We start from the raw sequence: 24,228 nt of genomic DNA on the forward strand, positions 1-24,228 counted from the left end.
CACCCATCCGTCAGACTTCCGCGTACGTGAGCTGGGGCTTCTCCTCCGCGTGCGGCTCGGAGGCCGCGGCGGCGGCGGGCCGGCGAAGGTATACGGCCCAGGTGAGCACGAAGCACGCGGCATAGAAGACGAGGAAGGCGACGAAGGCTCCGGTGCCCGATCCGACGGTCTGGAAGGACTGCCGGAAGGCGAGGTTGATCCCGAGCCCGCCGAGCGCGCCGACGGCCCCGATGAGCCCCATCGAGGCCCCCGACAGCCGTCGCCCATAAGCAGCGGCGGCCTCCCCTTCCAGCCCCTGCTGCAGGGCCTTGGCCTGGAAGATGCCGGGGATCATCTTGTACGTGGACCCGTTGCCGAAGCCGGTGAGCACGAAGAGGGCGATGAACGCGGCGGTGAACAGCGGCAGCGACTCCCGCATGGAGGCGATGACGACGACGGCGGTCGCCGCGCCCATCCCGACGAAGTTCCACAGCGTGATGCGGGCCCCGCCGAACCGGTCGGCCATCCGCCCGCCGACGGGCCGGATCAGGGAGCCGAGCAGCGGCCCGATGAAGGTGATGGAGGCGGCCTGCAGCGGCGTACGACCGAACTGGGTCTGGAGCACGAGCCCGAAGGCGAAGCTGTAGCCGATGAACGATCCGAAGGTGCCGATGTAGAGGCACGCCATGATCCAGGTGTGCGGGTCCCGGACGGCCTCCTTGGCGGCGCCGGCGTCGTTCTTCACGGTCGCGAGGTTGTCCATGAAGAGCGAGGCGCAGACGGCGGAGACGAGGATCAACGGAATGTAGACCCCGAGCAGCACACGGGGCCCGCCGCCCGCCCCGATGACACCGAGCCCGACCAGCTGCACGACGGGTACGCCGATGTTGCCGCCGCCGGCGTTGAGCCCGAGCGCCCAGCCCTTCTTCCGCAGCGGGAAGAACGAATTGATGTTGGTCATGCTGGAGGCGAAGTTTCCGCCGCCGACGCCGGTGAGCAGGGCGCACAGCATGAAGGTGGTGTACGAGGTGCCGGGCTCCATCACGGCGAAGGCCGCGACGGTCGGCACGAGCAGCATGCTCGCCGAGATGATCGTCCAGTTACGTCCGCCGAAGCGGGCGACGGCGAAGGTGTAGGGGACGCGGACGATGGCCCCCACCAGGGTGGCCATCGACACCAGGAAGAATTTTCCGGCGGGGTCGATGCCGTATTCGGGGCCCATGAAGAGCACCATCACGGACCACAGGGTCCAGATGGAGAACCCGATGTGCTCGGACAGAATCGAGAACACCAGGTTCCGCCGGGCGACCCGCTCGCCTCCCTCCTCCTTCCAGAACTTCTCGTCCTCCGGGTCCCACCGCTGGATCCACATGACAGTCCTCCGCATCTCCACAGCTGGCGGCTGATGGATTCCGAAGGTAGGGAGACCGGGTTTCCGCCACGTGGCACGCGGTGACCGGCGGGGAACTTTGCTCTCACCTGGCGGTGGGGCGGGCGGTGAGGGGCCTCGCGGGGGAGGCGTAGGAGCAGGACGGGCTCTGCCCCTGCCCCTGCCCCTGGTAGCCGGTGTCACCGGCGGCCCGGGTCGCCTCGGTCGGCTCGGTCGACTCGGTCGGCGCACCCCGCAGGCACCCCCACCTCGAACCACAACAGCTTCCCCCCACTGCCGAAGAGCTGATCCCCGAGCGGCCACCCGCCCCACGCGTCCGCGCAATGCCGTACGAGGAAGAGCCCACGCCCACTGTCGGAGTCGGCCGGCACGGGCGGCGCACCGAACGCCCCGGGGGGCTTGTCGAAGGGGGCGGGGATGTGGGGGCTGGTGTCCCACACCCCGACCCGAAGCCGCCCGGCCCGCACGGAGCGCAGCCGCAGCGAGGCGGGGCCTTTCGTGTGCCGGTAGGAATTGGTGACCATCTCGGACGTCAACAACTCGGCCACGTCGAGAAGTTCACCCATGCCGTGCCCGGCGAGAGCGGCCCGCAAGGTCATACGGGCGACGCGGGGCGCTCGGGGGTCATGGGGCAGATGAAGGGCGTAGGACCAGCCTTGGGGTGGGGCTACGGTGACCATGCGTACCTCCTGGAGGGGCGGGACTTGACTCACTCGACGGCCGCGACTCAGTGGTGGCAGTGCCACAGGCCGTGGTGCTCTTCCGCTTCGGTGGCGCCGCGAGTTGAGCGGTTCGTGAACTACCGTAGAGCAGATAGTTAGATACTTCTCACCTATAGCTAGAGATGCATCACCCCTTCACTCGTGTGAGGGATGCGGAAGCCACAACACGGCCCGAAAGGAGGCGCTTTGCCACCCACCAATACGCCGACACTGCGCCAGCGGAGACTGGGCGCCGAACTGCGCAAGCTCCGTGAACGAGCAGGGCTAACCGCCACCCAGGCGGCCGCACAACTCGGCGTCAACCAAGCTCGCGTCAGCATGATCGAGACAGGCCGCAGCCCGGTCGGTGCCGACCGCGTCCGCGCAACGGCACGTGCCTACACGTGCACCGACGACTCCCTGGTGGACGCCCTCGCCGCCATGACAGGACGGCGCACTCGCGGCTGGTGGGAGGAGTACCGCGAGTACCTACGCCCCGACCTCGTCGACCTGGCCGAACTTGAGCACCATGCCAGCCAGCTTCAAGTGGCGCTGACCCTGCACATTCCGGCGCTCCTGCAGACGCCAGAGCACGCTCGCGCCATGCTCGGCGAGGCCGTTCCGGCCTTCAGGCCGTACGAGCTCGAACACTGGCTGTCGTTCAGGATCAAGCGGCAGGCGGTGCTGCACCGCTCCGACCCCATTGCATACTCGGCGCTCGTGCACGAAGCAGCCCTGCGCATGCAGTACGGCGGCTCGGACACGGCACGCAGCCAGCTCGCCCACATCCTCGAACTGAGCGAACGGGACAACGTCACCGTCCGCGTGATCCCCTTCACCACGCCAAGCTTCCCTGGCAACGGCCAGTCCTTCGACTACGTGCGCGGCCCCGTCCCGCAGCTCGACACCGTTCAGCTGGACACCCACCACGGTTGCGAATTCCTGGACGCGGAGGCTCAGTTGGACAAGTACCGCACGGTGCTGGACCGCATGGAGGCCTGCGCACTCAAGCCGCAGGAATCACGCGACTTCGTACAACGCATCATGCGAAGCATCTGAGAAGGGACCGCATTGCACACCCACGACTGGCAGAAGTCGACCTACAGCCCCGACGGGTCCAACTGCGTCTACATAGCCGCCTCCCCGGACGGCACGGTCCACCTCCGTGAGAGCGACGACCCGGACATCAGCCTCACTACAACCCCTGACCGCCTGCACGCCCTGATACGCACCCTAAAAGCCACTCCGCGCTAGCCGGTTGCAGAAAAATTCCGGCGACACGCCACCAATACGGTGCGCCACCGGAATTTCTCTGCAACCGCTACTGCCCTGCGAAGGGCGAATTCACCGGTTGACGGACTGGATCTCCTCCACCACGACTTGCTGATCCCCGCCGAACTCGCCCTCGGGGAGTTCACCGCCCTCGCCGGTGGTGCTGGTCCAGCTGATCTTCCAGGTAAGGGTCGCCTGGAGGTTGTACGGGCCGTCGCCGGAGGAGCGCAGGTACTTCACACCGCACGGCGGCAACGTGTCCGCGGGAGTGCCCTTGGCGCGGGGCGCGCCGATCTTGCCGTCCTCGATGGGGCACGTGCCTGAAGCCGGGTAGGTCTCGGCGTCCTTCGTCCCCGGATCAATCGAGAGGGACACGGGTTCAGCTGTCGTGGTCGCGGAAAGCCCCGAGCCCGGGATGCTCGCGGTGACGGAGACCTTCTTGAACTTCGCCTTGTCCAGCCAGGCCCAGGTCGGGAGATTGACCTTCGTCGTTCCCTCGGGAGTCATCTTGATCTCGGTACCGGGGACGGGCAGTTCGTCATAGGCGTACTCGGCGAGGACCTTGGGGGACACCGCGAGCGGTTCCTTGGGAGTATCACCGTCAGGAACCCAGAACGGCAGTCGGTCACATGCGCCGGCCTCCGGATCGTCCTTCCGGTTGGGGTTGACGGCTGCCGCCCAGAACTGCCCCTCGCCTTGCTTGTCGAGGTTGTAGTCCTTGTACGGATGCCCCTCCTTGTAGTACGAGTCGTAAACGCCGCCGACCAGTTCACCGATCCCCATGAGGCTGACCTTGCGCCAAGCCTTGACGGTGGACTCAATTTCCTTGGGCGAGAACGCAGGCTCGTACCAGCAGGCCGGGGGTGTCCAATTGCTGTCAGCGGACGAAAGATTCCCTGTCTTGGCCACCGCGGACCCGCCGCTTACGGTCGTCTGAACCTTCGTCCGGACATTGATCTTCCCCTCCCCAGCGCCTCCCTGAGCACTGCCTCGCTGATTACTGCTGCTCCCCCTGCCGCCACCTGCATGAGCAGTGGTGGGCAAGATGACCAGGGCGAAAGCCAGAGCTGCAGCGGCCGAGTTGATGAATTTCCTCAGCCCGGCCACACCGGTCACATGCACTTCTTCGCTCCAGGACCAGAAGTGACGTTGACCGACTGCCAGACACCCTCGGGATTCTTCTTCAATTGCTCGCTGAAGAAGGTGTAGTCGTCAGCCGATGCCGGGGCCGACCGGTCTACCTTCTTGGTCTTGCGATCCATGGGGTACGTCTTCGTCGCGTCGGCGCAATACGTCAACGCTGCCGTGTCGTCGGCACGGAGACTGACCTCACGCTGGTAGTAGCGGGTGGTTCCGACGAAGCTCCTGCCATCGTCGTAGAAGGACTTGATGTAGCCGGCAGCAGAAACAAGCGCTTTGTCCTTGTTGTAGAACTTCAGCGCCGCCTGCGCGGAGTCTTCGCCCACCGTGATCGCGGAATCGATCGCCCTGAGGTTCTGCTCGTTGTCCGCCAGCACCGCGTCCTTGGTCTTGTCCCCAGTACTCCCGCCCTCGAACGCATACTTCACGTCCTTCGGCAGCTTGATCTCCGGGCGGTCGATCCCGTCGTCGGATGCTGTCGGAGACGGCGACTCTCTCTTCGCACCGGAGTCGGCACCGGCGATCTTGTCGTTCTCCTTGGAGCCGCCATCGCCCCCTCCGCACGCGGCAAGCGAAAGGACTGCGGCAGCAGTGAGGGTGGCCGCTGCGAGCAGGGTGGGTCGGCGATTCACGGTCAGCTCCTGATGAGACGAGGGTTCCCTGGAGCGAACCAAGCTATCCATGAGGGAAGGGCGACGTCACGTCGAGCTTCGCGCCCCGGAGTACCGGCGGCTCCGATGTGGCCCCGCGCTCAGCCCAGATGCGTGTCCCCCAGCGAAACCAACAACCGCCGCAACGCCCCATCCAGCGCCCTGCGGTCATCAGCGGACAGAGCCGCCAGCATCCGTTCCTCGTTCGTGACGTGGTCGACCACCGCGCGGTCGACCAGCTCTCGGCCCGCATCGGTGAGGCGGACGCGGATCGCCCGGCGGTCGGACGGGTCGGGGTGGCGTTCGATCAAGCCCTTGCGTTCCAGTTTGTCGAGGCGGTTGGTGATCGCGCCTGACGTCACCATCGCGGTCTTCAGGAGTCCGCCCGCCGTCAGTTCGTGCGGGGCGCCGACCCGCCGCAGCGTGGCGAGGACGTCGAACTCCGCGAACTCCAGGTCGTACTCGACGAAGACCCGCTTCATGCCCTTGCTCAGCAGATGGTCGGCGCGCTTGATGCGGCCCACCAGGGCCATCGCGTCCAGGGCGGTGAGATCCAGGTCGGGCCGCTCGCTGCGCCACTGGGCGCGGAGCTGGTCTATGGCGTCGGTGGTGGGTTCCGCCGGCGTGTTCGCCTTGTCGGCCATGCGTGACTCCTTGTTGCCGGCCCGGGGTGAGCAGGGTCAGGGTATCCCGTTATCTCAACGTTCAGATACTTGACGTTCGCGGATCCTCGGGTCCATATTTATCTCAACGTTGAGAATAACAACGTTGAGTGAAGCTACTCCGAGGGGGAACTGCCATGTCGGTCACCAGCACCAGCACCAGCACCAGCACCAGCACAAGCACCGTCACCACACGCAGGGCAGCGGGCGCTGTCGGCGCCCGCACGACCACGACCACGACCACCGCCAAAGCCGCCGCAGGCATCGCCGCGCTAGCCGCCATCGGCCCGGCGACCTGGGGCACCACCTACGTCACGACCACGGAACTCCTGCCCGCCGACCGCCCGTTGCTCGCCGCGGCGCTGCGTGCGCTGCCCGCCGGGCTGATCCTCCTCGCGCTCACCCGGCGGCTGCCGAGGGGTGACTGGTGGTGGAAGGCGGCCGTGCTGGGGCTGCTGAACTTCGGGGCGTTCTTCCCGCTGCTCTTCTTCGGCGCGTACCACCTGCCCGGAGGTGTCGCCTCGACGGTCAGCGCGGTCATGCCGCTGCTGGTGGCGGGGTTCGGGATCGGCGTACTGAAGGTGCGGCCTTCCGGTCGTACGCTCCTTGCGGGGCTTGTCGGTGTCGCGGGAGTCGCGCTGCTGGTCCTGCGCGGCAGCGCGGCGGTGGACCCCTTGGGGATCGCGGCGATGCTGGCGGCGACGACGCTGATGGCCCTCGCGGTGGTGCTCAGCAAGCGCTGGGGCCGCCCCGAGGGAGTCTCGCTGCTCACCCTGACGGGGTGGCAACTGACGGCGGGCGGCCTGGTCCTGGCCCCCATCGCCCTCACCGCGGAGGGCCTGCCGAGCCACCTCACCGGCGCCAACATCGCCGGGTACGTCTACCTCGGCCTGATCGGCACGGCGATCGCGTACGCCCTGTGGTTCCGCGGCATCGAACGCCTCCCCGCCTCATCCGTCTCCTTCCTCGGCCTGACCAACCCGGTCGTCGCCACGCTGGCCGGTCTTCTGCTCCTGGGCCAGACGCTGACCGTGTGGCAGGTGGGCGGCCTGGTGCTGGTACTGGGGAGCGTGCTGCTGGGGCAGAGCGGGGGCGGAAGGGTGCGGAAGCAGAGGTAGCGCGCCTCCCCCACGCCCCCCCACGATCCACGCCTCAATCCCCACCCCCCCGGTTCCCAAGGAGCTGAATCCCATGCGCATCACCGTCTTCGGAGCAGCAGGAAACGTAGGAAGCCGAGTCGTGGCGGAGGCCCTGACCCGCGGCCACGAGGTGACCGCGGTGGTCCGCGACCCGGCCCGCTACGGCGAACTGCACCCCGCCGCCACCCACCGCACGGGCGACGCCGGAATCCCGTACGACGTAACGGAGTTGAGCGCGGGCCAGGACCTCGTGATCAACGCCACGAGACCGGCGCCGGGCCGCGAGCACGAGCATGCCGCCACCGCCAAGTCACTCCTGGAGGGCCTGGCGGGCACCGGCGTGCGGCTGCTGATAGTCGGCGGCGCGGGCAGCCTGACGGTCCCCGGCACTCAGGGGGCCGTGGCCGCCATCGACGACCCGAGGTACGTCCCCATGGCGTGGCGGCACATCGCCCAGGCGTCCAACGACCAGTACGAGGTGGTCCGCACGGCGGCCACGGACGTCGACTGGACCTACGTGAGCCCGTCCGCCGTCCTGGAGCCGGGCACCCGCACCGGCACATTCCGCCTGGGTACGGACGAGCTGCTCGTGGACGCGGAAGGCAACTCGTCCCTCTCCATGGAGGACTTGGCGATCGCGCTCGTGGACGAGGCGGAAACCCCGAGGCACAGGCGCGGCCGCTTCACCGCCGGTTACTGAGGCGGCGGCCCCTACACCGAGTCGACCCAGGGCAGGACATCGCTGCCGCCGCCCTTGTCCCACTTGAGGGTGACCTCGTCGTTGGCCTGGGTGAGGTTCGCCGAGATGTACTTGGCGTCGTCGCCGGTGCCGCACTTGAGGGCGATCCGGAAGCCGGTGCCGTTCTGCTCCTGGCCGAGCCCCATGCAGAGGCCGTCGCCGCCCGCGTCGATGTACGACACGGAGTGCTTGCCCTTGCCCTGCCCCGATGACAGCTTGTCGCCGATGGTGAGGGTCTTGCTCTCGTCGTTCTGCCACTGCCCTTGGTAGCCGGTCTCACCGGCGGGCCGACTCTTCTCGCCCTCTTCCAGGGGGTCTTCGGTGGCGGGATCGTCCGAGGGCAGTTCCTCGGTCTCGGACGCGGACGCGGACGGGGACTCGGACTCGGAGTGGTCGGCCGATGGCCCGGCAGAGACGCTCTTGTCGGCCTTCGGCTTCTTGTCGTCGTCGCCGTCACCGCTGGTGGCGAGGAAGATCCCACCGCCGACGAGGGCGGCGACAACGACCACGGACCCGATGATCAGGGCTAGGCGTCGCTTGCCGGGCTCTCCGGGCGCGGGGGGCGGTGGCGGTTGGGCACCGCCGCCGTACGGGGGTTGGGGCTGTCCGTAGGCGGGCGGCTGCTGGGGCGGCTGGCCGTAGGCGGGCTGTTGGCCGTACGCGGGCTGTTGGCCATAGGCCGGCGGCTGGCCGTACGCGGGCGGCTGCTGGGCCGGTGGTCCGCCGTACGGATTCTGACCGGCGTCGGGCCCCTGCCCCGCGTATGGGTTCTGCCCCTCGGCCTGAGGGGGAGGAGGCGGCGGAGCCCCATAGGGGCCGGCCGGCACCCCCGGCACGGGCGGCTGGGGCTGCTGCGGAGGGCCGAATCCGTCCTGCGGCGGCTGACCGGGAGGCTGGGTCATATCGGTTCGGGTCCCCTCGCTGTCCGCTCTTCACAGAGCCCGACGGAGACCCCCTGCCCCCGCCCACTCCCCAACATCCACTACGAGCCACCCCCGCACAAGCCCCGCCCGCCACACCGGCTACGGGGTCTACGGCTCCCGATTCCGCCCGGAGATCCGCCCCGAGATCCGCACCGACGAATCAAGACACCACGCGAGCACCGACTCCCACGCCCCGTACCCCGCGTCCAGGTCAAGGTGCCCACCGCCGGGCACGACATCGGTGTCGAGTCCCAGTGGCACCCCGTACTGCTCGGCGGCGCCGCCCGGGCAGTACGGATCGTCGTCACCGGCCACAAGCCGCGTCGCACCGGCGGCGGAGGCCACCTGCGCGGCGGTGGCGCCGGGACCGCAGAAGCCGGCGACCTCCTCGTACCCGGCGAGCACTTCGTCGGACGGCGGCGCGACGAGGAGAACCCTCTCGGCCCGGACTCCACCGCGTCCCACGGCGTGCAGCCACAGCAGGACACCGAGGCTGTGGCAGACGACGACATCGCCACCACCGGGATCAAGAAGGGCATGCAACTGTCCGAGCCATGTCTCCAGATCGGGGTCGTCGGGCTCCGGAAGCTGCGGATAGGTGACGCGGGCGCCACGGTCGGCGAGTTCACCCGCGAGCCACCGCTGCCAGTGGCCTTCGGGCCGATGGTTCTCCCACCCGTGAAGGATCAGAAAGGAGGAGGAGCTGATGTCTGCGTCCGAGGTCGAGGTCACCCACCGATCGTCGGCCCCCCGACCCATCAGGTCCAGTTAATGTCTCTGGATGGAACAGGTAAGCGGAACCTTCACGATAGATCTGCGCCGCCTGGCCGCACTGCGCGAACTGGACCGCCGCGGCAGCCTGGCGAAGACCGCGGAGGCCATGCACCTGACGCCGTCAGCTGTCTCTCAGCAACTGGCGGCGCTGTCCCGCGAGTTGGGGGTACCCCTGCTGGAGCGCAAGGGAAGGGGCGTCCGCCTGACCGGCCAGGCAAGGGTGGTGCTCCAGCACGCGGATGTGATCGCCGCACAGCTGGAACGGGCACGTGCCGAGCTGGCGGCCTGGGGCCAGGGCCGCCGCGGCACCCTCACCATCGGCGCCTTCTCCAGCGCGATCTCCGGCTTGCTGCCGGCCGCGTTGACGGAGCTGGCCAAAACGCACCCCGCGATAGACATCGCCGTAATCGAGGCCGAGCCACCGGACCTCTTCACCCGCCTCGACGCGGGCGAGATCGACGTGGCGGTGGCCGTGGACTTCGCGGAAGCGCCCCCATTCACCGACCGCCGCTACGTACGGACGGACCTGCTCACCGACATCCTCGACATCGCGCTACCGGCCACGCACCGCCTGGCGCACCGCCCCCAAGTCCCCCTGCGCGAACTGGCTGCCGACCCCTGGATCGTCGGAGACCCCCGAAGCTGCTGCGGCGCGGTGACCCGCTCGGTCTGCGCGGCGGGTGGCTTCACCCCGGAGATCCGCCACGCGGTGAACGACTGGCAGTCACTCGCTTCCCTGGTCGAAGCGGGCGCGGGCGTGGCCCTGATCCCCCGCCTGGTCCAGCCCTTCCACCGCCCGGGCCTGGCCCTACGCCCGGTCGAGGGCCAACCCCCCACACGGCACGTCTTCGCGGCGGTCCGCACGGGCGCGGAGAACGACCCGGTACTGAGGGCAACCCTGACCCACCTGACCACAGCAGCCCTCGCATCGGAGTCCTCCGCCACGACACGCGGCGCCGGGACCTCGAACCCACTGGGCGGCTCGTCGGATGGGGCGGGGACGTAGGGGCCGGAGTTCGACACGCCCTCGGGGCCATCCCGGCCGAGCGCCAGGCTCGCGGACAATCAAACCGCCCGAGCCCTCCGCCCCTTCCCCGCCTTGGCCCCATTGGGCCAGAGCCGGGGCCTCCGCTTGGCCGCGAGGTCCTCCAGCCAGCCCACCGCCACCACCATCAGGCCGATCAGCGGCCAGACCAGGACCGTCATCCACAGCATGTACGTCGAGTCCAGCGCGGAGCTCCAGCGCTCGTTCTCCATGAACGGCAGGTCGTACGCCAGGTCGATGATCGGCACCGTCGCCATGATCAGGAGGTTGTGCCACAGGTAGATCGTGACCGCGCGGTTGTTGGAGAGCGTGATCAGCTTGTCCCAGCGCGCAAGGCGGCGCGGCAGCTCCTGCCACGACGGCGAGTACTGGAACAGGATGACGACGAAGCCGAAGGACCACGCCGCCTGGGCCAGCGGAATGTCGTTCAGGTCCCAGCCGTCCGGGCCCAGATGGCCCGAGGCCCACCACAGGCCGAAGGCCATGATCAAGGCCGAGACGGAGACCGCCAAGTAGCGCGGGACGCGCGCCAGTACGCCCTCCTGGTGGGCGATGCCCAGGACCCAGCAGCTGCCGTACACGGCGAAGTCCGACACCGCGTTGCCCGTCTCGCCCGGGATCGTCACGACACCCGTGGCGAGCACCGCCGTCAGGGCGAGGGGGGCGAACAGCGTCGCCCACGGGACCCTGCGGAACGCCCACAGCAGCAGCGGCGACGCGATCACGAACCACAAGTACGCGCGGATGTACCAGAGCGGGCCCGCCGCCTGCGCGGGCCAGGTGTCCTCCAGGAGGCCCGCCTTGTCCCCGATGTGCCAGGGGAACGGCGGGGCGCCGAGCGGGAAGACGTAGTTGAGCATGCTGACCAGGCCCCACGTGTCCCCGTGGTCCGGGTCCTTGGTCACGTTCCATCCGCCGTAGAAGAGGAGGAAGAGCGCGACCGCGCTGAATGCCCACATGGGCGGCAGGAGGCGGCGTATCCGGCCTCTGATGACGCCCCATGCCGGGCGCTTCAGCGAGCGTGCCATCAGCGCGCCCGCCAGGGCGAACATCACGCCCATGGAGGGGAAGAGGATCGTCAGCCAGGCCCAGCCGAACAGGTGGTAGATGACGACGCGGACCAGGGCGAGCGAGCGCAGGACGTCGAAGTAGCGGTCCCGGCCCGGCTTCTTGGGCGCCGAAGGGGCTGCTGGAGTTGCTGGAGCCGCCGGGGCCCCCGGGGCGACCGGCGTCACCGCCAGGCCGGGAGCCGCCGGGCCATGATTCCTCAGCCCCGGAGGGGGCGGCACCTGCGGCAGCGGCTGGGTGGGGTAACTCATGCGACGGGCCTCCGATCAGGGCTGCCCGTCCGCTGCTGCGGAATCGAGGGCGGTGTCCCGAGCACTCCCGTACGCCGGAGCTTCTGCCACCGAAGGCGGCCTCCGGTCAGGGCGGTGATCCAGGACTGCAGCAGCACGACGTACATCAGCTGCCGGTAGAGGATCTGCTGCAGGGGCAGCGAGATCAGATGGGTCATGCGTTCGCGGTCGAGCCGGAAGGCGTACGCCGCGCACACCGCCTGGACGGCGAGCACGCCGAGCCACGCGATGATCGTCTTCTGCGTGGGACCGAAGACCAGGCCGTAGAGCAGGAATACGTCGATCAGGGGGGCCAGCAGGGGTGCCAGGACCATGAACAGCGACACCAGCGGCATCCCCACCCGGCCGAAGCGGCCCGAGGGGCCCGACTCGATCACCGAGCGGCGGTGCTTCCAGATCGCCTGCATCGTGCCGTACGACCAGCGGTAGCGCTGCGACCACAGCTGCTGCACCGTCTCCGGCGCCTCGGTCCACGCGCGCGCCTTCTCCGCGTACACGACGCGCCAGCCGTCCCGGTGCATCGCCATCGTGATGTCGGTGTCCTCGGCGAGCGTGTCGTCGCTCATGCCGCCGACCCGCTCAAGTGCCGAACGCCGGAAGGCTCCCACGGCGCCGGGGATGGTCGGCATGCAGCCGAGCATGTCGTACATCCGGCGGTCGAGGTTGAAGCCCATCACGTACTCGATGTGCTGCCAGGCGCCGATCAGCGAGTCCCGGTTGCCGACCTTCGCGTTGCCCGCCACGGCGCCCACGCGCGGGTCGCCGAACGGCTGCACCAGCTCGCGCACGGTGGACTGCTCGAAGACCGTGTCGCCGTCCATCATCACGATGAGGTCGAACCGGGCGTTGGCTATGCCCCTGTTGAGAGCGGCCGGTTTGCCCGCGTTCTGCTGGCGTACCACGCGTACGTTCGGCAGGCGAAGACCCTCGACGATGAGCGCCGTGCCGTCCGATGAGCCGTCGTCGATGACGATGATCTCGATGGGGTGGTCGCTCGACATGAGCGAACGGACCGTCGCCTCGATGCACTTGGCCTCGTTGTAGGCGGGCACGAGGACCGATACCGGTTCGGTGATGTCCGGGCCCCAGCGGAAGCCGCGCTTGCGCACCTTGCGCGCGTGCACCGCGGAGAGCAGCAGCATCAGGCCGAAGCGGGTCAGGACCAGGAAGCCGATGATCGCGAGGGCGACCACCAGTACGCCGGTGATGTTCTCCGACGCTCCGACCAGGAAGACCCAGGCCTTGCCCTTCCACAGCCCTATGCCGCTGACCGGGGCGTGCGCGCTGGGCGCGTCAAGGGCTTCGGTGAGGTTGGTGAAGCGGTAGCCCTTGTCCTGCAGACCGGGCAGGAAGGTGTCGAGCGCGGCGACCGTCTGCGAGCGGTCGCCTCCGGAGTCGTGCATCAGGACGACGGCTCCGTTGCCGTTCTTGGGGGTGGCGCGGCGGATGATCTCGGCGACGCCGGGGCGCTTCCAGTCCTCGCTGTCGGTGTTGTTGACGACGGTGAGGTAGCCGCGGCTGCCTATGTACTGCGTCACCGGCCAGGACTTGTTGTCCATGGCGTCGGAGAAGGATGAGTACGGGGGACGGAAGAGGGACGTGCGGATGCCGGCCGCGCCCGCGAGGGCCAGCTGGTTCTGTGAGAGCTCCCAGTCGATGCGGCTCGTGGACTGGTACGAGAGGTCGGGGTGGTTGAACGTGTGCAGGCCGACCTCGTGGCCCTCGTCCACCATGCGCTCGACGAGGTCGGGGTAGCGGGAGGCCATCGTGCCGGTGACGAAGAAGACGCCGTGCGCGTGGTGCTTCTTCAGTACGTCGAGGACCTTGGGGGTCCATTCCGGGTCCGGGCCGTCGTCGAAGGTCAGCACGAGCCGGTGGCGGGGGACGCTCAGTGTCTCCTCGTGGTCGCCGCGGGTGTCGATGACCGGGCCGCCGCCTTCGAGGATCTTCTGCGGGACCTTGTCGGTGGCCGCGGGCGGGCGCACGCGGTGGTCGGCGAGGATCTCGCTGTGCGTGTAGCCGCGCAGCATGAGCATCGCCATCAGGGCGACCAGGATGAGCGAGGGCAGGAGATAGCGCAGGGGAAGTCTGCGCTTCTTGCCGCCTCGGGCCGGCGCGCGACGGCGGCCGCCCTTGGACTGGGCGTGGTGGTTCCGGGGCTGGGCGTGACTGTTGCGGGGGCCGGCGGACCGGCCCCTGTTGGTGCGGGAGTTCATCGCTGTGCGCCCTCCGAGGGCTGCTTGTCAGCGCTGCGCGGGGCCTGATAGCCGGCCGCCTGGGCGCTCTGCGGGGACTGCTGGTCGGCGGCGGGCTGCACCACGGGGACTTCGCCGCCACCGCCGTTCGCGCCGCCCGGGGTCTCGGTGGACGGGTCCGGGTCCGGCGTCGTGGGGTTGTCGGTCGGGTCCGGATCGGGGTCCGGCTTGATGGGGTCGTCCGTCGGGTCGGGGTCGCTGCCGCCGGTCGGGTCCGGGTCGGGCTTGTCGCCGCCGCTCGTGGGGTCGGGGTCGGTCGTCCTGCCCGGCTTGTCCTTGCCCTTGTCCGGCTTGGAGCGGTCCGACGCGTCGCTGCCGCCGGTCGCGGGCGCGGTCGAGCCGCTCTCCGAAGCGCCGGGCGACGGTGTCGCGCCGGGCGATGCGGAGGGGTCGGCGGAGTCGGCCGGGCGGTCCGGTGTGTCCACCTTGCTCGCCGGCTTCTCGTCCTTGGGCCCTATCGGCAGCCACGGAGCGCTGGAGTTGCCCGAGAGCAGGGTGCCCACGATGATCACCGCGTAGACGGCGCAGGCTATGCCGACGAGCACGCCGATTCGGCGGTACCTCCGGCTGCGGCGGCCCGTCTCATCGACGAATACCGGCCCGTCCGGCGCGTCCTGGTCACTGCCGGCGGCCAGATGATCCGCCAGCTGTCGCCCCAGCCCGTCGATCTGAACGGTGACCTCGTTCGGATCATGGGTATGTTCCGGTAGGGCATCTTCTCGCCAATTCTCCATGCGTACGCACAACCCCCCACATAACCTGATTCGGGCGCGCACGACTCCGGGCAACTTGCCGTCGGACCGGGCCCCCACCCGATCCGAGCGCCCCCCTATCACACCGCGCCCGGACCATGAATGTAGCGCACGGCAGTGACAGTCGTACTAATTCGTCAGTCGCGTCTCATCATGATGAGTGCATCTGTGGCCGGAACCCACCCGTTTCGGGGCCTACGCAGCCATCCTTCGTCGGCCGCGAGTTCGGCAGCGGCGGTGCGCAGCGCGTCCACACCCGGATGCACGAGCCCCTTTCTCCACACCATTGACACAGGTGACAGCGGTACGGGATCGATCAGGGGCCGCAGGACCGCTTCCGGCATGGCCGGAAAGCCGACAGCGACGAGTACGGGGGTCCGGTTCTTGGCCATGATCCTTCCGAACTCGTCGGTTCCCACCGCGAGCGGCGCCGGCGGTGCCACCTCGATCCCCCGCCCCTCGAAGAGCCGGTGCGCCAGGTCCGTCCACTCCAGCGTCCGCGGATTGCCCGCCCCCGCGTACACGCTCTCCCCCGCGAGCGCGCCCAGCGGCACCGCTTCGAGCTCGGCCAGGTGGTGACCGAGCGGCAGCAGGACCGCCATCGGCTCGTACCGCACGGGCTGCTGCGCGAGCCGGGCCCGCAGCGCCGGTTCGAGCCCGGCGTACCGCCCGAAGGAGACGTCGAGCCGGCCGGCGAGCATCTCGGCGGCCGCCCCGGTCAGGCCGCTCTCGAAGCGGGCCATCAGCTCGCACTCCGGGGCGAGTTCGCGGGCCCGCTCAAGGATGCGCCCGCAGACGAGCCCCGGACTGTTCAGGTCCACCAGCAGCGGCCGGGCCGCGCCGCCCCCGCCGCCTCGCGCGAAGGCCGCCGTCAGGTCGTCCTGCGCCTCAAGGACACGCCGCGCGTACGGCAGCAGCCGCTCCCCCTCCGCCGTCAGCGTGACCTGCCGTGTGGTCCGCACGAACAGCTCGGCCCCCAACTCCCGTTCCAGGCGCCGCACATCACGGCTCAGGACCTGCTGGGAGACGTAGATCCGGGCGGCGGCCCGCGTGAAGTGCAGCTCTTCGGAGACGGCCACGAAGGCGCGCAGGAGGCGGGGCTCCACGTCACGGGTCGGCACGCGGGGCTCGCGTGCACGGGCCGGGTCGCGGGACTCTCGTGCGCGGGGCACTCCTGCGCGGGGCTCTCCGGTCATCCCGGGAACCTACAACGCCAGTGCGTGAATTGGCCCCCGAAAGGTGTTGGACCGCTCACCACGGCCGCGGTGAGGGTGATCACATGCCGCCTGCCGACCCCCGTACGCCGCGCCGCCGCAACCCCTACGCCCGCCTCTTCGAGATACCGGGCGCCACCGCCTTCACCCTCGGCAACCTCATCGCCCGCCTCCCCATGGGCATGTTCAGCGTGAGCGCCGTCATCATGATCGCCGGGTCGCGCGGTTCGTACGCCCTTGCCGGCGCCGTCACCGCGACAGGCCTCGCGGCGACCGCCGTCGTCGCGCCCTGGACGGCGCGCCTCGTGGACCGGCACGGCCAGGCCCGCATCGCCGTCCCCGCCACCGCGACCGCCGCGCTCGGCTCGCTCTCGCTGCTGCTCTGCGTGCGCTACGGAGCGCCCGACTGGACCCTGTTCGCCTCCTACGCCGCGACGGCCACGACCCCCAACACCGGCGGCATGTCCCGCGCCCGCTGGGCCCACCTCCTCAAGGGCGACGAGCGGGCCGTGCACACCGCCAACTCCTTCGAGCAGGCCGCGGACGAGCTGTGCTTCATGCTCGGCCCCGTACTCGCGGCCTTCCTGTGCGGATCGCTCTTCCCGGAGGCGGGCACCCTCATCGGGGTCGTGCTGCTCCTGACCGGCGTCCTGCTCTTCGCCGCCCAGCGATCCACGGAACCGCCGCCCCGGAAACGTACGGCCGCGAAGGAGGAATCGCCCCTCCACGCGCGCGGGATGCCCACGCTGCTCGCCGCCTTCCTCGCCACCGGCGCCGTCTTCGGCTCGATGGAGGTCGTGACGATCGCCTACGCCGACGCCCAGGGGCACAAGGCGGCAGCGGGCGCCATCCTCGCCCTCCAGGCAGCGGGTTCCTGTGCGGCGGGCCTCCTCTACGGAGCGCTCAAGCCGAGCGGCCCCCTGCGCCGCCGCCACCTCCTGTGCGTCACCGCGATGGCCGCCCTGATGACCCTGCCGCTCCTGGCCGCGACGCTCACCGGCTCACTCCTTGTGCTCGCCGGGGCTCTCCTTGTCGCCGGTATGGCGACCGCCCCCACGATGGTCACCGGCCTGACCCTGGTCCAGGAGCGCACCCCCGAGGGCCGGTTGAACGAGGGCATGACCCTCGCCGTCACCGGTCTCCTCGGGGGCATCGCGTGCGGTGCCGCGGGCGGTGGCTGGGTGGTGGAGCACCTGAGCGCCACCCGGGGCTACGCGGTCCCGGTCACCGCCGCGTGCTGCGCCCTGCTGCTCAGCATCGCGCAGGCTTGCGCCACGAACACTCCAGGTCCCCGCTCGGCTCTGCCCCACGCTCCGAACGCGGCCTGACGAGCACGGCCTTGTCCTCGGTCGACTTGGCGAGCGTCACCACGATCGCGTCCTCCAGGGCCTTCACCGAAGAGGGCAGGTAGTTGTTCAGGATGATGCTGAACACCAGCTCACGCCCGCCCGCGTCCTTCACGTACCCGGACAGGGCGGACGCCCCGGTCAACGACCCTGTCTTCGCCCGTACGTTGAGGGCCGCCGGCGTCCCGCACATCCGCGAGCGCAGCGTGCCGCCGACGAACTTGTCCGGGGCGCAGGCCACCGGCAGGGACTTGTACCAGTCGGCGTACCAGGGCTCGCCCTTGGCCGCCAGGAGCAGCTTGATCAGCTGGTCGGCGGGGACGTTGTCCTTGCGCGAGAGACCGGAGCCGTCGACCTGGCGCAGCTTGCCGGGGTCGACGCCGGCGGTCTTCAAGTAGGCGCTGATCGCGGCGAGTCCGTCCGGCCAGCTTCCGGCCCGCCCGGTCGCCTCGTACCCCATGGTCTTCGTGAGGTTCTCCGCGTGCATGTTGTTGGAGAGCTTCATGAAGGGGATCATCAGCTCCTTGAGCGGCATGGAGTCGTGCGAGGCGAGCTGCCGCGCGCCCTTGGGAGTGGCGAGCCCGGCCTTGGTCGGCCCGCTCACCCGCACCCCGTGTGCCTTGAGTGCGTCACGGAAGATCGCGGCGGCGTAGCCGGTCGGCTCCCAGACCGTGATCCACTCCTTGGTGGCGGAGCCCCCCACGGGGACGGTGCCGGTGACCGTGATGGTGTTGGTGCCGTGCTCCCGCTCGATGGTGAGCGTGTCCTCGCCGCCCGCCGCGACGGTCTTCGCGCTGATGTCGACGTCTACGTAGTCCGTCTTCGGGCTCACCGTCACCTTCGGCCGGTCCCCGGCCTTCGCGCCGGGGGTGGCCTCGACGATGACGGTCCCGGTGTCGTAGTCGGTGTCGGGGGCGACGCTCAGTGCGGAGATCTGGGCGGCGTAGTACGCGAATTCGTCGTCGCCCGCCCAGGTGTCGCCGATGCGCTTGTCGTCGAACCGGGTGTCGTCCGCGACCAGGCGCCCCGAGACCCGCCGGACGCCCGAATCGGCGATCTTCGCGGCGAGTTGGTCGTAGTCCTTGGCGAGCGTCGTCGGGTCGCCGGTGCCGCGCAGATACAGATCGCCCGAAAGCACGGGGCCGTGTTGCTTGCCGTCGGTGAGCACATCGGTGGTGAAGCGGTGGTCGGGGCCCAGCTTCTCCATGGCCGCCGTGGAGGTCAGCAGCTTGGTGTTGGACGCGGGCATCAGGCGTCCGCTGGGCAGGTGCTGGTAGAGCACGTCCCCCGACGCGGCGTCGGCGACGACCACACTGGCCGCCCCACCCTCCATCCGGGGGTCTCCGAGGATGGTGTCGATGGCTTCGGGCAGGCCGCTGCGGTCGGAGTCCGCCCCGGCGGGCGATCCTGCGGAGAGGGTGGCCGCCGCGATGCCGAGCACGGCGGGCCAGATCCAGTGGCGCATACGGGTGTTGACGCGTCTCACGGGTCTACTCATGACCCAGGAGCATCCCCGACTCGGGCGCCAGGCGACAGACCCCACTCCGACGGTCACGCTCCGTGCGAACTCCGGGGCGGACTCCGGGCAACGGAAAAAGCCCCCTGGCCAGTGGCCAGAGGGCTTTAACCTCACATGGGAATTGTGGAGATGGCGGGAATCGAACCCGCGTCCAACGGAGCAAAAGGAGGGCTTCTCCGAGCGCAGTTCGCTGCGATTTTCTCGGCCCCGAAGATCTCGCGAACAAGTCTTCGACGGGCCCAGTCACTGTTTGATTTCCCATCGAACCCCGTGACCGGGCTCGATGGTTTAGTCCCCTAGATTATGCCAGGGTCCGGGTCGGGAACACTCCCGGGCTGACACCCATTAAGGGTCCTTCACTCACTGCTTATTAGGCAGCGAGGGCGAAGGACTGGGAATCGCTCTTGGAATTGGCGATTATTGGTTGCGACATGTGGTTTACGAGATCATTGTCGCTTCCTCGGCTCGCTTCCCCTGCTTCGACTTCCGCTGTCGAAACCGATCATCCCCATGTTGACCACTATTGAATTAGATACTGCGTGATGCGCGCACCCACTGTGGGGTGCAGTGCCCATCGTACGTGACCAACGCCCGACGGGGCCAGCCAATTCCCGCGGACCCGTCCGGGCCCGCGGCTACGCGCTGCGCTGGCGCCGCTTGACGTCCGCGACCGCGCGGTTCGTCTCGCGCAGGTCCTGCTTCTCCTTGAGCGTCTGGCGCTTGTCGTACTCCTTCTTGCCCTTGGCCAGCGCGATCTCGACCTTGACCCGGCTGTCCTTGAAGTACAGGGCCAGGGGCACGATCGTGTGACCCGTCTCCTGCGACTTGGACTCCAGCTTGTCGATCTCCGTCCGGTGCAGCAGGAGCTTGCGCTTCCGCGTGGCGGAGTGGTTGGTCCACGTGCCCTGCACGTACTCCGGGACGTGGATGTTGTGCAGCCACGCCTCGCCGCCGTCGATCTGCACGAAGCCGTCCACCAGGGAGGCCCTGCCCATCCGCAGCGACTTGACCTCGGTGCCCATCAGGACGAGGCCACACTCGTACGTGTCGATGATGTGGTAGTCGTGCCGCGCCTTCTTGTTCTGCGCGACCATCTTCTTGCTCGGGGCCTTCTCAGCGGCCTTCGCGGCCTTGCGTTTTACTTTTTCCTTCGCCATAGTCCCGCCATTTTCGCACTACGAGGGGGGTCCGAGGCCAGTCAATACTGTCTCGGCCCTGGTCTCGGCCCCGTCCTGGACCTCCAGGTCCGGAGTGATGCCCCGGCCGTCGACCGCGCGCCCCGAAGGAGTGCGGTAGTGCCCGACCGTCGTCTCGGCGACCGAACCGTCCGGCAGCCGGCTCGGCATCTGGACCGCGCCCTTGCCGAAGGTCCGCGAGCCCACCACTACCGCGCGCCCGCGGTCCTGCAAGGCGCCCGTTAGCAGCTCGGCCGCGCTCATCGTGCCGCCGTCGACAAGGGCGACCACGGGTCTGCTGGTGTCGCCGCCCCGCTCGGCGTGCAGGGCCTTCTGCTGGCCGCGTACGTCATACGTCGCCACCAGGCCGCCGTCGACGAGCCCTGAGGCCGCGGTGACCGCCTCGGACACCAGGCCACCGGAGTTCCCGCGCAGGTCGAGCAGGATCCCTGCGCCCTTGGGGGCCTCGCGCACCGCGGCCCGTACGCGCTCGCCCGTGCCCTTGGTGAAGGCCTCGACCTTGATCAGGACGGCGCCGCCCGCGAGCTGCGTGACCGTGACGGAGTCCGTGGAGAGGCGGGCCCGGTGCAGCGTCTCGCTCCACGCGCGCGTGGCCCGCCGCAGACCGAGCTCGACCGGCGTGCCCGCGCGGTCGCCCCGCAGCAGCGACACGACCTCGGTGACGGGAAGCCCCGCGACGCGCTTGCCGTCGATGCTGACGAGCTGATCGCCCTCGCGGATGCCGGCCCGGTCGGCGGGGCCGCCGCGCTGCACCCTGGACACCTCGATGCGGCCGTCGGCGGCGCGCCTGGCCCAGAGGCCGACGCCGGTGTACGCGCCGTCGAGGGCCTGCTCGAACTCCTGGTACTCCCCCGGGGAGTACACCGACCCCCAGCGGTCACCGCTGCGGCTGACGGCGTCCTGTGCGGCCTTCTTGCCGGACTTGCCGTCGGCCATGGCCTCGGCCGCGGCGTCGGCGGCCTCGTCGGCGGTGTCGCTCGCCGCGTCACTGGACGAGACGACGGAACGCGTGGACGGAGGGGGCGACTTCCGGTCTTGTCCGGCGACCTCGCTCCAGGACCCGGTGGCCGCTCCGGTGGCGAGCACACTCGCGAAGACCAATGTCAGGGTCGCCCCGCGGCGGATACGGCGGGTCCGGGAGAGCCGGTCGCAGAACCGGTCGGGGCCTGACATGCCGGTGAGTCTAGGACAACGAAGGGCGCCGTACGGTCGGTTGAACCGTACAGCGCCCTTCGGAACACGCGGGACTTGTCACACCTTGAGGTACTTGCGCAACGCGAAGAACGCCGCGAGCGCGGGCATCAGCAGACCGATGGCGAGCACCAGGGGCAGCTTGGTCAGCACCGCGTCCCATCCGATGAAGTCGATGAGGTTCATCTTCTCGGAGAGCGCGAGGCCGTGGTCGATGAGGAAGTACCGGCCCAGCAGCAGCATCGCGCAGGCGAAACCGCCACCGATGAGGCCGGCGACGGCGGCCTCCATGATGAACGGCATCTGGATGTAGAAGCTGGACGCGCCGACGAGCCGCATGATGCCGGTTTCACGTCTCCGGCTGAACGCTGAAACGCGCACCGTGTTGACGATCAGCATCAGCGCGACGACGAGCATCAGCGCCATCACCGCGAGCGCCGCCCAGTTCAGGCCGTTCAGGAGCTCGAAGAGGTTGTCCAGATAGCCCTTCTGGTCCTCCACGGACTGCACGCCGTCACGTCCGGACAAGGCGGACGCGACGACCTGGTACTTCTCCGGGTCCTTCAGCTTGACGCGGTACGACTCCTGCATCTGGTCCGGCGTCAGGGAGTTGGACAGCGGGGAGTCGCCGAACTGCTCCTTGTAGTGCTTGTACGCCTCGTCCGCCGACTCGTGCTGGACCGTGTCCACGACGGGCATCTTCTTCAGATCGCCGACGATCTCGTGCTTCTGCTCGTTCGTGACGGCGCCCTTGGCGCACTTGGGGTCCTGCTCGGCATCGCCCTTGTTGCACAGGTAGATCGAGACGTTGACCTTGTCGTACCAGTAGCCCTTCATCGTGCTCACCTGGTCGCGCATGAGCAGCGAGCCGCCGAACAGGGCGAGCGAGAGGGCGACGGAGACGATGACCGCGAAGGTCATCGTGAGATTCCGGCGGAGACCGACGCCGATCTCCGACAGGACGAACTGGGCGCGCATGGCTCCCTTTCAGTGGATCAGTGCAGTGGATCAGTACGGGTCGTCAGTGCTGGTAGCCGTAGACGCCGCGCGACTGGTCGCGGACGAGACGGCCCTTCTCCAGCTCGATGACCCGCTTGCGCATCTGGTCCACGATCTGCTGGTCGTGGGTCGCCATGACGACGGTCGTGCCGGTCCGGTTGATCCGGTCGAGCAGCTTCATGATGCCGACCGACGTCTGCGGGTCGAGGTTGCCGGTCGGCTCGTCGGCGATCAGGAGCTTGGGGCGGTTGACGAAGGCGCGTGCGATCGCCACCCGCTGCTGCTCACCACCGGAGAGTTCGCCGGGCATCCGGTCCTCCTTGCCGCCGAGGCCGACGAGGTCGAGGACCTGGGGCACGGACTTGCGGATCTCGCCGCGGGACTTGCCGATGACCTCCTGCGCGAAGGCGACGTTCTCGCCGACGGTCTTGTTCGGGAGGAGGCGGAAGTCCTGGAAGACGGTGCCCAACTGGCGCCGCATGTGCGGCACCTTGAAGTTGGAGAGGCGCGCGAGGTCCTTGCCGAGGACGTGCACCTGGCCGTGGCTGGTGCGCTCTTCGCGCAGGACCAGCCGCAGGAAGGTGGACTTTCCGGAGCCTGAGGAGCCCACCAGGAAGACGAACTCGCCCTTCTCGATCTCCAGGGAGACATCCCGGAGGGCGGGCCGGGTCTGCTTGGGGTAGGCCTTGGAGACGTTGTCGAATCGGATCACGGATGCACCACGGGTCGCCGGGGGTAGGTGAGCGTGACCATACGCGAACCCGGTACGCGAGCGCAGTCAGCGTCCTGAGTTGCGCGAATTGTCGCGGATATACCACGGAACGTAACAGTCGGAAACCGACGAGGACGGGCGGGCCGCGCCGAAACTCGTGGAAGCTGGCACAGTGGTAGGGGGAACGGTTGAGTTCCCCACAGCGTTGGGCAGGCTGTAACTGTGCGGGAGGAGGAGCGCATGACCTACGACAGGTTGGTGTGCGCGAACTGCGCGGCGCCCGTGAACGAAGGCCGCTGCCCCGTGTGCCGTGCCAATCGCGCGCGCATGGAGCAGGAGGGCCCCTTCGGCGGCCTCAGCCCTGCGGCCCTGATAGGGCTTCTCGTCGTGCTGATCGCCGCGGTGGCACTGCTGGCGCACCAGACCGCTTAGCGCGCCGGAGAGCGCGCTCGCCAGGACACCGGAAGGGCCCGGAGCATAAGGCTCCGGGCCCTTCTGTCTGTCGGTCACGTCACGTACATACGTTCTATACGTTCGCTGCGGCGCCCTGGATCAGGCGGCAGCGCCGCGGTTGCCGACGAAGCGCGGCAGAACGCGGAAGCCGATGCCGCCGGCGATCATCGTCGCGGCGCCGATCAGCAGGAACGTGGTCTCGGCGGCGCCCGTCTCGGCGAGCTCGCCCTTGTCGGCCTTGTCACCCTGCTCGACCGGGGTGCTGCCCGTGTCGGTCAGGCTGTCCTTGCCCTTGCCCTGCTCGACGGGGTTGGCGCCACCGTCGGGGTCGTTGTCGTTGCCGCCGGTGCCGTTGCCGTTTCCGTTGCCGCCGCCCGTGCCGTTGCCGTTGCCGGGCTCGCTCGGGTCATCGGTGGGCTGGGTCGGGTCCGTCGGGTCCGCGGTGGGCTCGGTCGGGTCCTCGGTGGGCTCCGTGGGCTCCTCGGTGGGCTCGGTCGGCTCCTCGGTGGGCTCCGTCGGGTCCGCGGTGGGCTCCGTCGGGATCACCGTGGGGTCCTCGGTGGGCTCCTCGGTCGCGTCATCGCCGATGCCGACGTCGACACCGATGCCGTTGTCGTCGGCGCTGGCGTTGACGCTGGCACCACCGAGGTCGACGCCGACGTCGAGGGCCGAGGCGGCACCGGCGGCGGTCAGCGAAGCACCTGCGGCGATCACCGCGCCCGCGGCTATACGTGCTACGCGGATCCGCGTCTTCTTGGTCATCTGGCTGCTACCCCCAGTAGCTGAATCGTCAGTGAGGCAGCGCCCGGGACTGCGTTC

At 69.1% G+C, this 24,228-nt stretch carries 24 protein-coding genes and 1 other RNA gene; 7 read left to right on the forward strand and 18 right to left on the reverse strand.

The features are described from left to right. Positions 1 to 10: 10 nt before the first annotated feature. Both ACGFX9_RS06190 and ACGFX9_RS06195 read right to left on the reverse strand, forming a co-directional pair. On the reverse strand, positions 11 to 1,351 hold the full coding sequence (locus ACGFX9_RS06190; protein WP_393465252.1) for a nitrate/nitrite transporter: 1,341 nt from the start codon (positions 1,349 to 1,351) through the stop codon (positions 11 to 13). Between the two features lie 197 nt (positions 1,352 to 1,548). Next, positions 1,549 to 2,049: an ATP-binding protein gene (locus ACGFX9_RS06195; RefSeq protein WP_393465254.1), complete on the reverse strand. Its 501-nt coding sequence runs from the start codon at positions 2,047 to 2,049 to the stop codon at positions 1,549 to 1,551. A 228-nt stretch (positions 2,050 to 2,277) separates the two neighbouring features. Between ACGFX9_RS06195 and ACGFX9_RS06200 the strand changes: the two genes are divergently transcribed. Beyond that, the gene (locus tag ACGFX9_RS06200) at positions 2,278 to 3,129 is read left to right on the forward strand and encodes a helix-turn-helix domain-containing protein (RefSeq protein ID WP_393465257.1); all 852 of its coding nucleotides are present in this window, start codon (positions 2,278 to 2,280) and stop codon (positions 3,127 to 3,129) included. A 12-nt stretch (positions 3,130 to 3,141) separates the two neighbouring features. Beyond that, positions 3,142 to 3,324 carry a DUF397 domain-containing protein gene (locus ACGFX9_RS06205; protein WP_393465260.1) on the forward strand — a complete coding sequence of 61 codons (183 nt, stop codon included), beginning with the start codon at positions 3,142 to 3,144 and terminating at the stop codon, positions 3,322 to 3,324. Between the two features lie 90 nt (positions 3,325 to 3,414). On the opposite strand, the gene ACGFX9_RS06210 is transcribed toward ACGFX9_RS06205, so the two are convergent. The 3 genes from ACGFX9_RS06210 to ACGFX9_RS06220 form a co-directional block, all read right to left on the reverse strand. Then, positions 3,415 to 4,125 (reverse strand): hypothetical protein, encoded by a 711-nt coding sequence (locus ACGFX9_RS06210; protein WP_393465263.1) that lies wholly within the window; start codon positions 4,123 to 4,125, stop codon positions 3,415 to 3,417. 329 nt (positions 4,126 to 4,454) lie between these two features. Next, on the reverse strand, positions 4,455 to 5,114 hold the full coding sequence (locus tag ACGFX9_RS06215; protein WP_393465266.1) for a hypothetical protein: 660 nt from the start codon (positions 5,112 to 5,114) through the stop codon (positions 4,455 to 4,457). A 119-nt stretch (positions 5,115 to 5,233) separates the two neighbouring features. Continuing rightward, positions 5,234 to 5,776, reverse strand: a complete 543-nt coding sequence (locus tag ACGFX9_RS06220) for a MarR family winged helix-turn-helix transcriptional regulator (protein ID WP_393465269.1) — start codon at positions 5,774 to 5,776, stop codon at positions 5,234 to 5,236. Positions 5,777 to 5,931: 155 nt separating this feature from the next. Between ACGFX9_RS06220 and ACGFX9_RS06225 the strand changes: the two genes are divergently transcribed. Further along, complete coding sequence (locus ACGFX9_RS06225; RefSeq protein ID WP_393465273.1) at positions 5,932 to 6,912, forward strand: EamA family transporter; 981 nt, start codon at positions 5,932 to 5,934, stop codon at positions 6,910 to 6,912. A 73-nt stretch (positions 6,913 to 6,985) separates the two neighbouring features. Beyond that, on the forward strand, positions 6,986 to 7,633 hold the full coding sequence (locus ACGFX9_RS06230) for an NAD(P)-dependent oxidoreductase (RefSeq protein ID WP_393465277.1): 648 nt from the start codon (positions 6,986 to 6,988) through the stop codon (positions 7,631 to 7,633). Positions 7,634 to 7,644: 11 nt separating this feature from the next. Here the strand turns inward: ACGFX9_RS06230 and ACGFX9_RS06235 are convergent, their stop codons facing one another. Next, entirely contained in the window at positions 7,645 to 8,574 is a 930-nt protein-coding gene (locus ACGFX9_RS06235; RefSeq protein WP_393465280.1) for a hypothetical protein, read from the reverse strand. Positions 8,575 to 8,703: 129 nt separating this feature from the next. After that, positions 8,704 to 9,327: an RBBP9/YdeN family alpha/beta hydrolase gene (locus ACGFX9_RS06240; protein WP_393465284.1), complete on the reverse strand. Its 624-nt coding sequence runs from the start codon at positions 9,325 to 9,327 to the stop codon at positions 8,704 to 8,706. 49 nt (positions 9,328 to 9,376) lie between these two features. Between ACGFX9_RS06240 and ACGFX9_RS06245 the strand changes: the two genes are divergently transcribed. Further along, a complete protein-coding gene (locus ACGFX9_RS06245; protein ID WP_393465287.1) occupies positions 9,377 to 10,375 on the forward strand; it encodes a LysR family transcriptional regulator in 999 nt (332 codons plus the stop codon). Positions 10,376 to 10,434: 59 nt separating this feature from the next. Here the strand turns inward: ACGFX9_RS06245 and ACGFX9_RS06250 are convergent, their stop codons facing one another. The 4 genes from ACGFX9_RS06250 to ACGFX9_RS06265 form a co-directional block, all read right to left on the reverse strand. Then, on the reverse strand, positions 10,435 to 11,733 hold the full coding sequence (locus ACGFX9_RS06250) for an acyltransferase (protein ID WP_393465290.1): 1,299 nt from the start codon (positions 11,731 to 11,733) through the stop codon (positions 10,435 to 10,437). Then, positions 11,730 to 13,814 carry a glycosyltransferase gene (locus ACGFX9_RS06255; protein ID WP_393465698.1) on the reverse strand — a complete coding sequence of 695 codons (2,085 nt, stop codon included), beginning with the start codon at positions 13,812 to 13,814 and terminating at the stop codon, positions 11,730 to 11,732. Before ACGFX9_RS06255 ends, ACGFX9_RS06250 begins: the two co-directional genes overlap by 4 nt. 170 nt (positions 13,815 to 13,984) lie before the next feature. Next, positions 13,985 to 14,572: a hypothetical protein gene (locus ACGFX9_RS06260; RefSeq protein WP_393465293.1), complete on the reverse strand. Its 588-nt coding sequence runs from the start codon at positions 14,570 to 14,572 to the stop codon at positions 13,985 to 13,987. Between the two features lie 344 nt (positions 14,573 to 14,916). Then, a complete protein-coding gene (locus ACGFX9_RS06265; protein ID WP_393465296.1) occupies positions 14,917 to 15,975 on the reverse strand; it encodes a LysR family transcriptional regulator in 1,059 nt (352 codons plus the stop codon). A gap of 83 nt (positions 15,976 to 16,058) precedes the next feature. On the opposite strand from ACGFX9_RS06265, the gene ACGFX9_RS06270 reads away from it, so the two are divergent. Continuing rightward, positions 16,059 to 17,321, forward strand: a complete 1,263-nt coding sequence (locus tag ACGFX9_RS06270; RefSeq protein ID WP_393465299.1) for an MFS transporter — start codon at positions 16,059 to 16,061, stop codon at positions 17,319 to 17,321. Here ACGFX9_RS06270 and dacB read toward each other — a convergent pair. The 6 genes from dacB to ftsE all read right to left on the reverse strand — a co-directional run bounded on the left by dacB (position 17,245) and on the right by ftsE (position 22,956). Next, positions 17,245 to 18,837, reverse strand: a complete 1,593-nt coding sequence (gene dacB / locus ACGFX9_RS06275; RefSeq protein WP_393465302.1) for a D-alanyl-D-alanine carboxypeptidase/D-alanyl-D-alanine-endopeptidase — start codon at positions 18,835 to 18,837, stop codon at positions 17,245 to 17,247. The two genes, ACGFX9_RS06270 and dacB, sit on opposite strands and share 77 nt — an antisense overlap. A 142-nt stretch (positions 18,838 to 18,979) precedes the next feature. Continuing rightward, positions 18,980 to 19,368: a transfer-messenger RNA gene (gene ssrA, locus ACGFX9_RS06280) on the reverse strand. Between the two features lie 125 nt (positions 19,369 to 19,493). Next, complete coding sequence (gene smpB / locus ACGFX9_RS06285) at positions 19,494 to 20,015, reverse strand: SsrA-binding protein SmpB (protein ID WP_393465306.1); 522 nt, start codon at positions 20,013 to 20,015, stop codon at positions 19,494 to 19,496. An 18-nt stretch (positions 20,016 to 20,033) separates the two neighbouring features. Further along, a complete protein-coding gene (locus ACGFX9_RS06290) occupies positions 20,034 to 21,227 on the reverse strand; it encodes a S41 family peptidase (protein WP_393465309.1) in 1,194 nt (397 codons plus the stop codon). 78 nt (positions 21,228 to 21,305) lie between these two features. Further along, positions 21,306 to 22,223, reverse strand: coding sequence for a permease-like cell division protein FtsX (gene ftsX / locus ACGFX9_RS06295; protein ID WP_393465312.1), 918 nt, complete (start codon positions 22,221 to 22,223; stop codon positions 21,306 to 21,308). A 43-nt stretch (positions 22,224 to 22,266) separates the two neighbouring features. Next, on the reverse strand, positions 22,267 to 22,956 hold the full coding sequence (gene ftsE / locus ACGFX9_RS06300) for a cell division ATP-binding protein FtsE (protein ID WP_030788113.1): 690 nt from the start codon (positions 22,954 to 22,956) through the stop codon (positions 22,267 to 22,269). A 240-nt stretch (positions 22,957 to 23,196) separates the two neighbouring features. Between ftsE and ACGFX9_RS06305 the strand changes: the two genes are divergently transcribed. Then, positions 23,197 to 23,388, forward strand: a complete 192-nt coding sequence (locus ACGFX9_RS06305; protein WP_393465316.1) for a hypothetical protein — start codon at positions 23,197 to 23,199, stop codon at positions 23,386 to 23,388. 120 nt (positions 23,389 to 23,508) lie between these two features. On the opposite strand, the gene ACGFX9_RS06310 is transcribed toward ACGFX9_RS06305, so the two are convergent. Further along, complete coding sequence (locus ACGFX9_RS06310; RefSeq protein WP_393465319.1) at positions 23,509 to 24,171, reverse strand: LPXTG cell wall anchor domain-containing protein; 663 nt, start codon at positions 24,169 to 24,171, stop codon at positions 23,509 to 23,511. Positions 24,172 to 24,228: the final 57 nt, after the last annotated feature.

The organism is Streptomyces sp. NPDC048436, from assembly GCF_043200355.1.
In the GTDB taxonomy this organism is placed as follows: domain Bacteria; phylum Actinomycetota; class Actinomycetes; order Streptomycetales; family Streptomycetaceae; genus Streptomyces.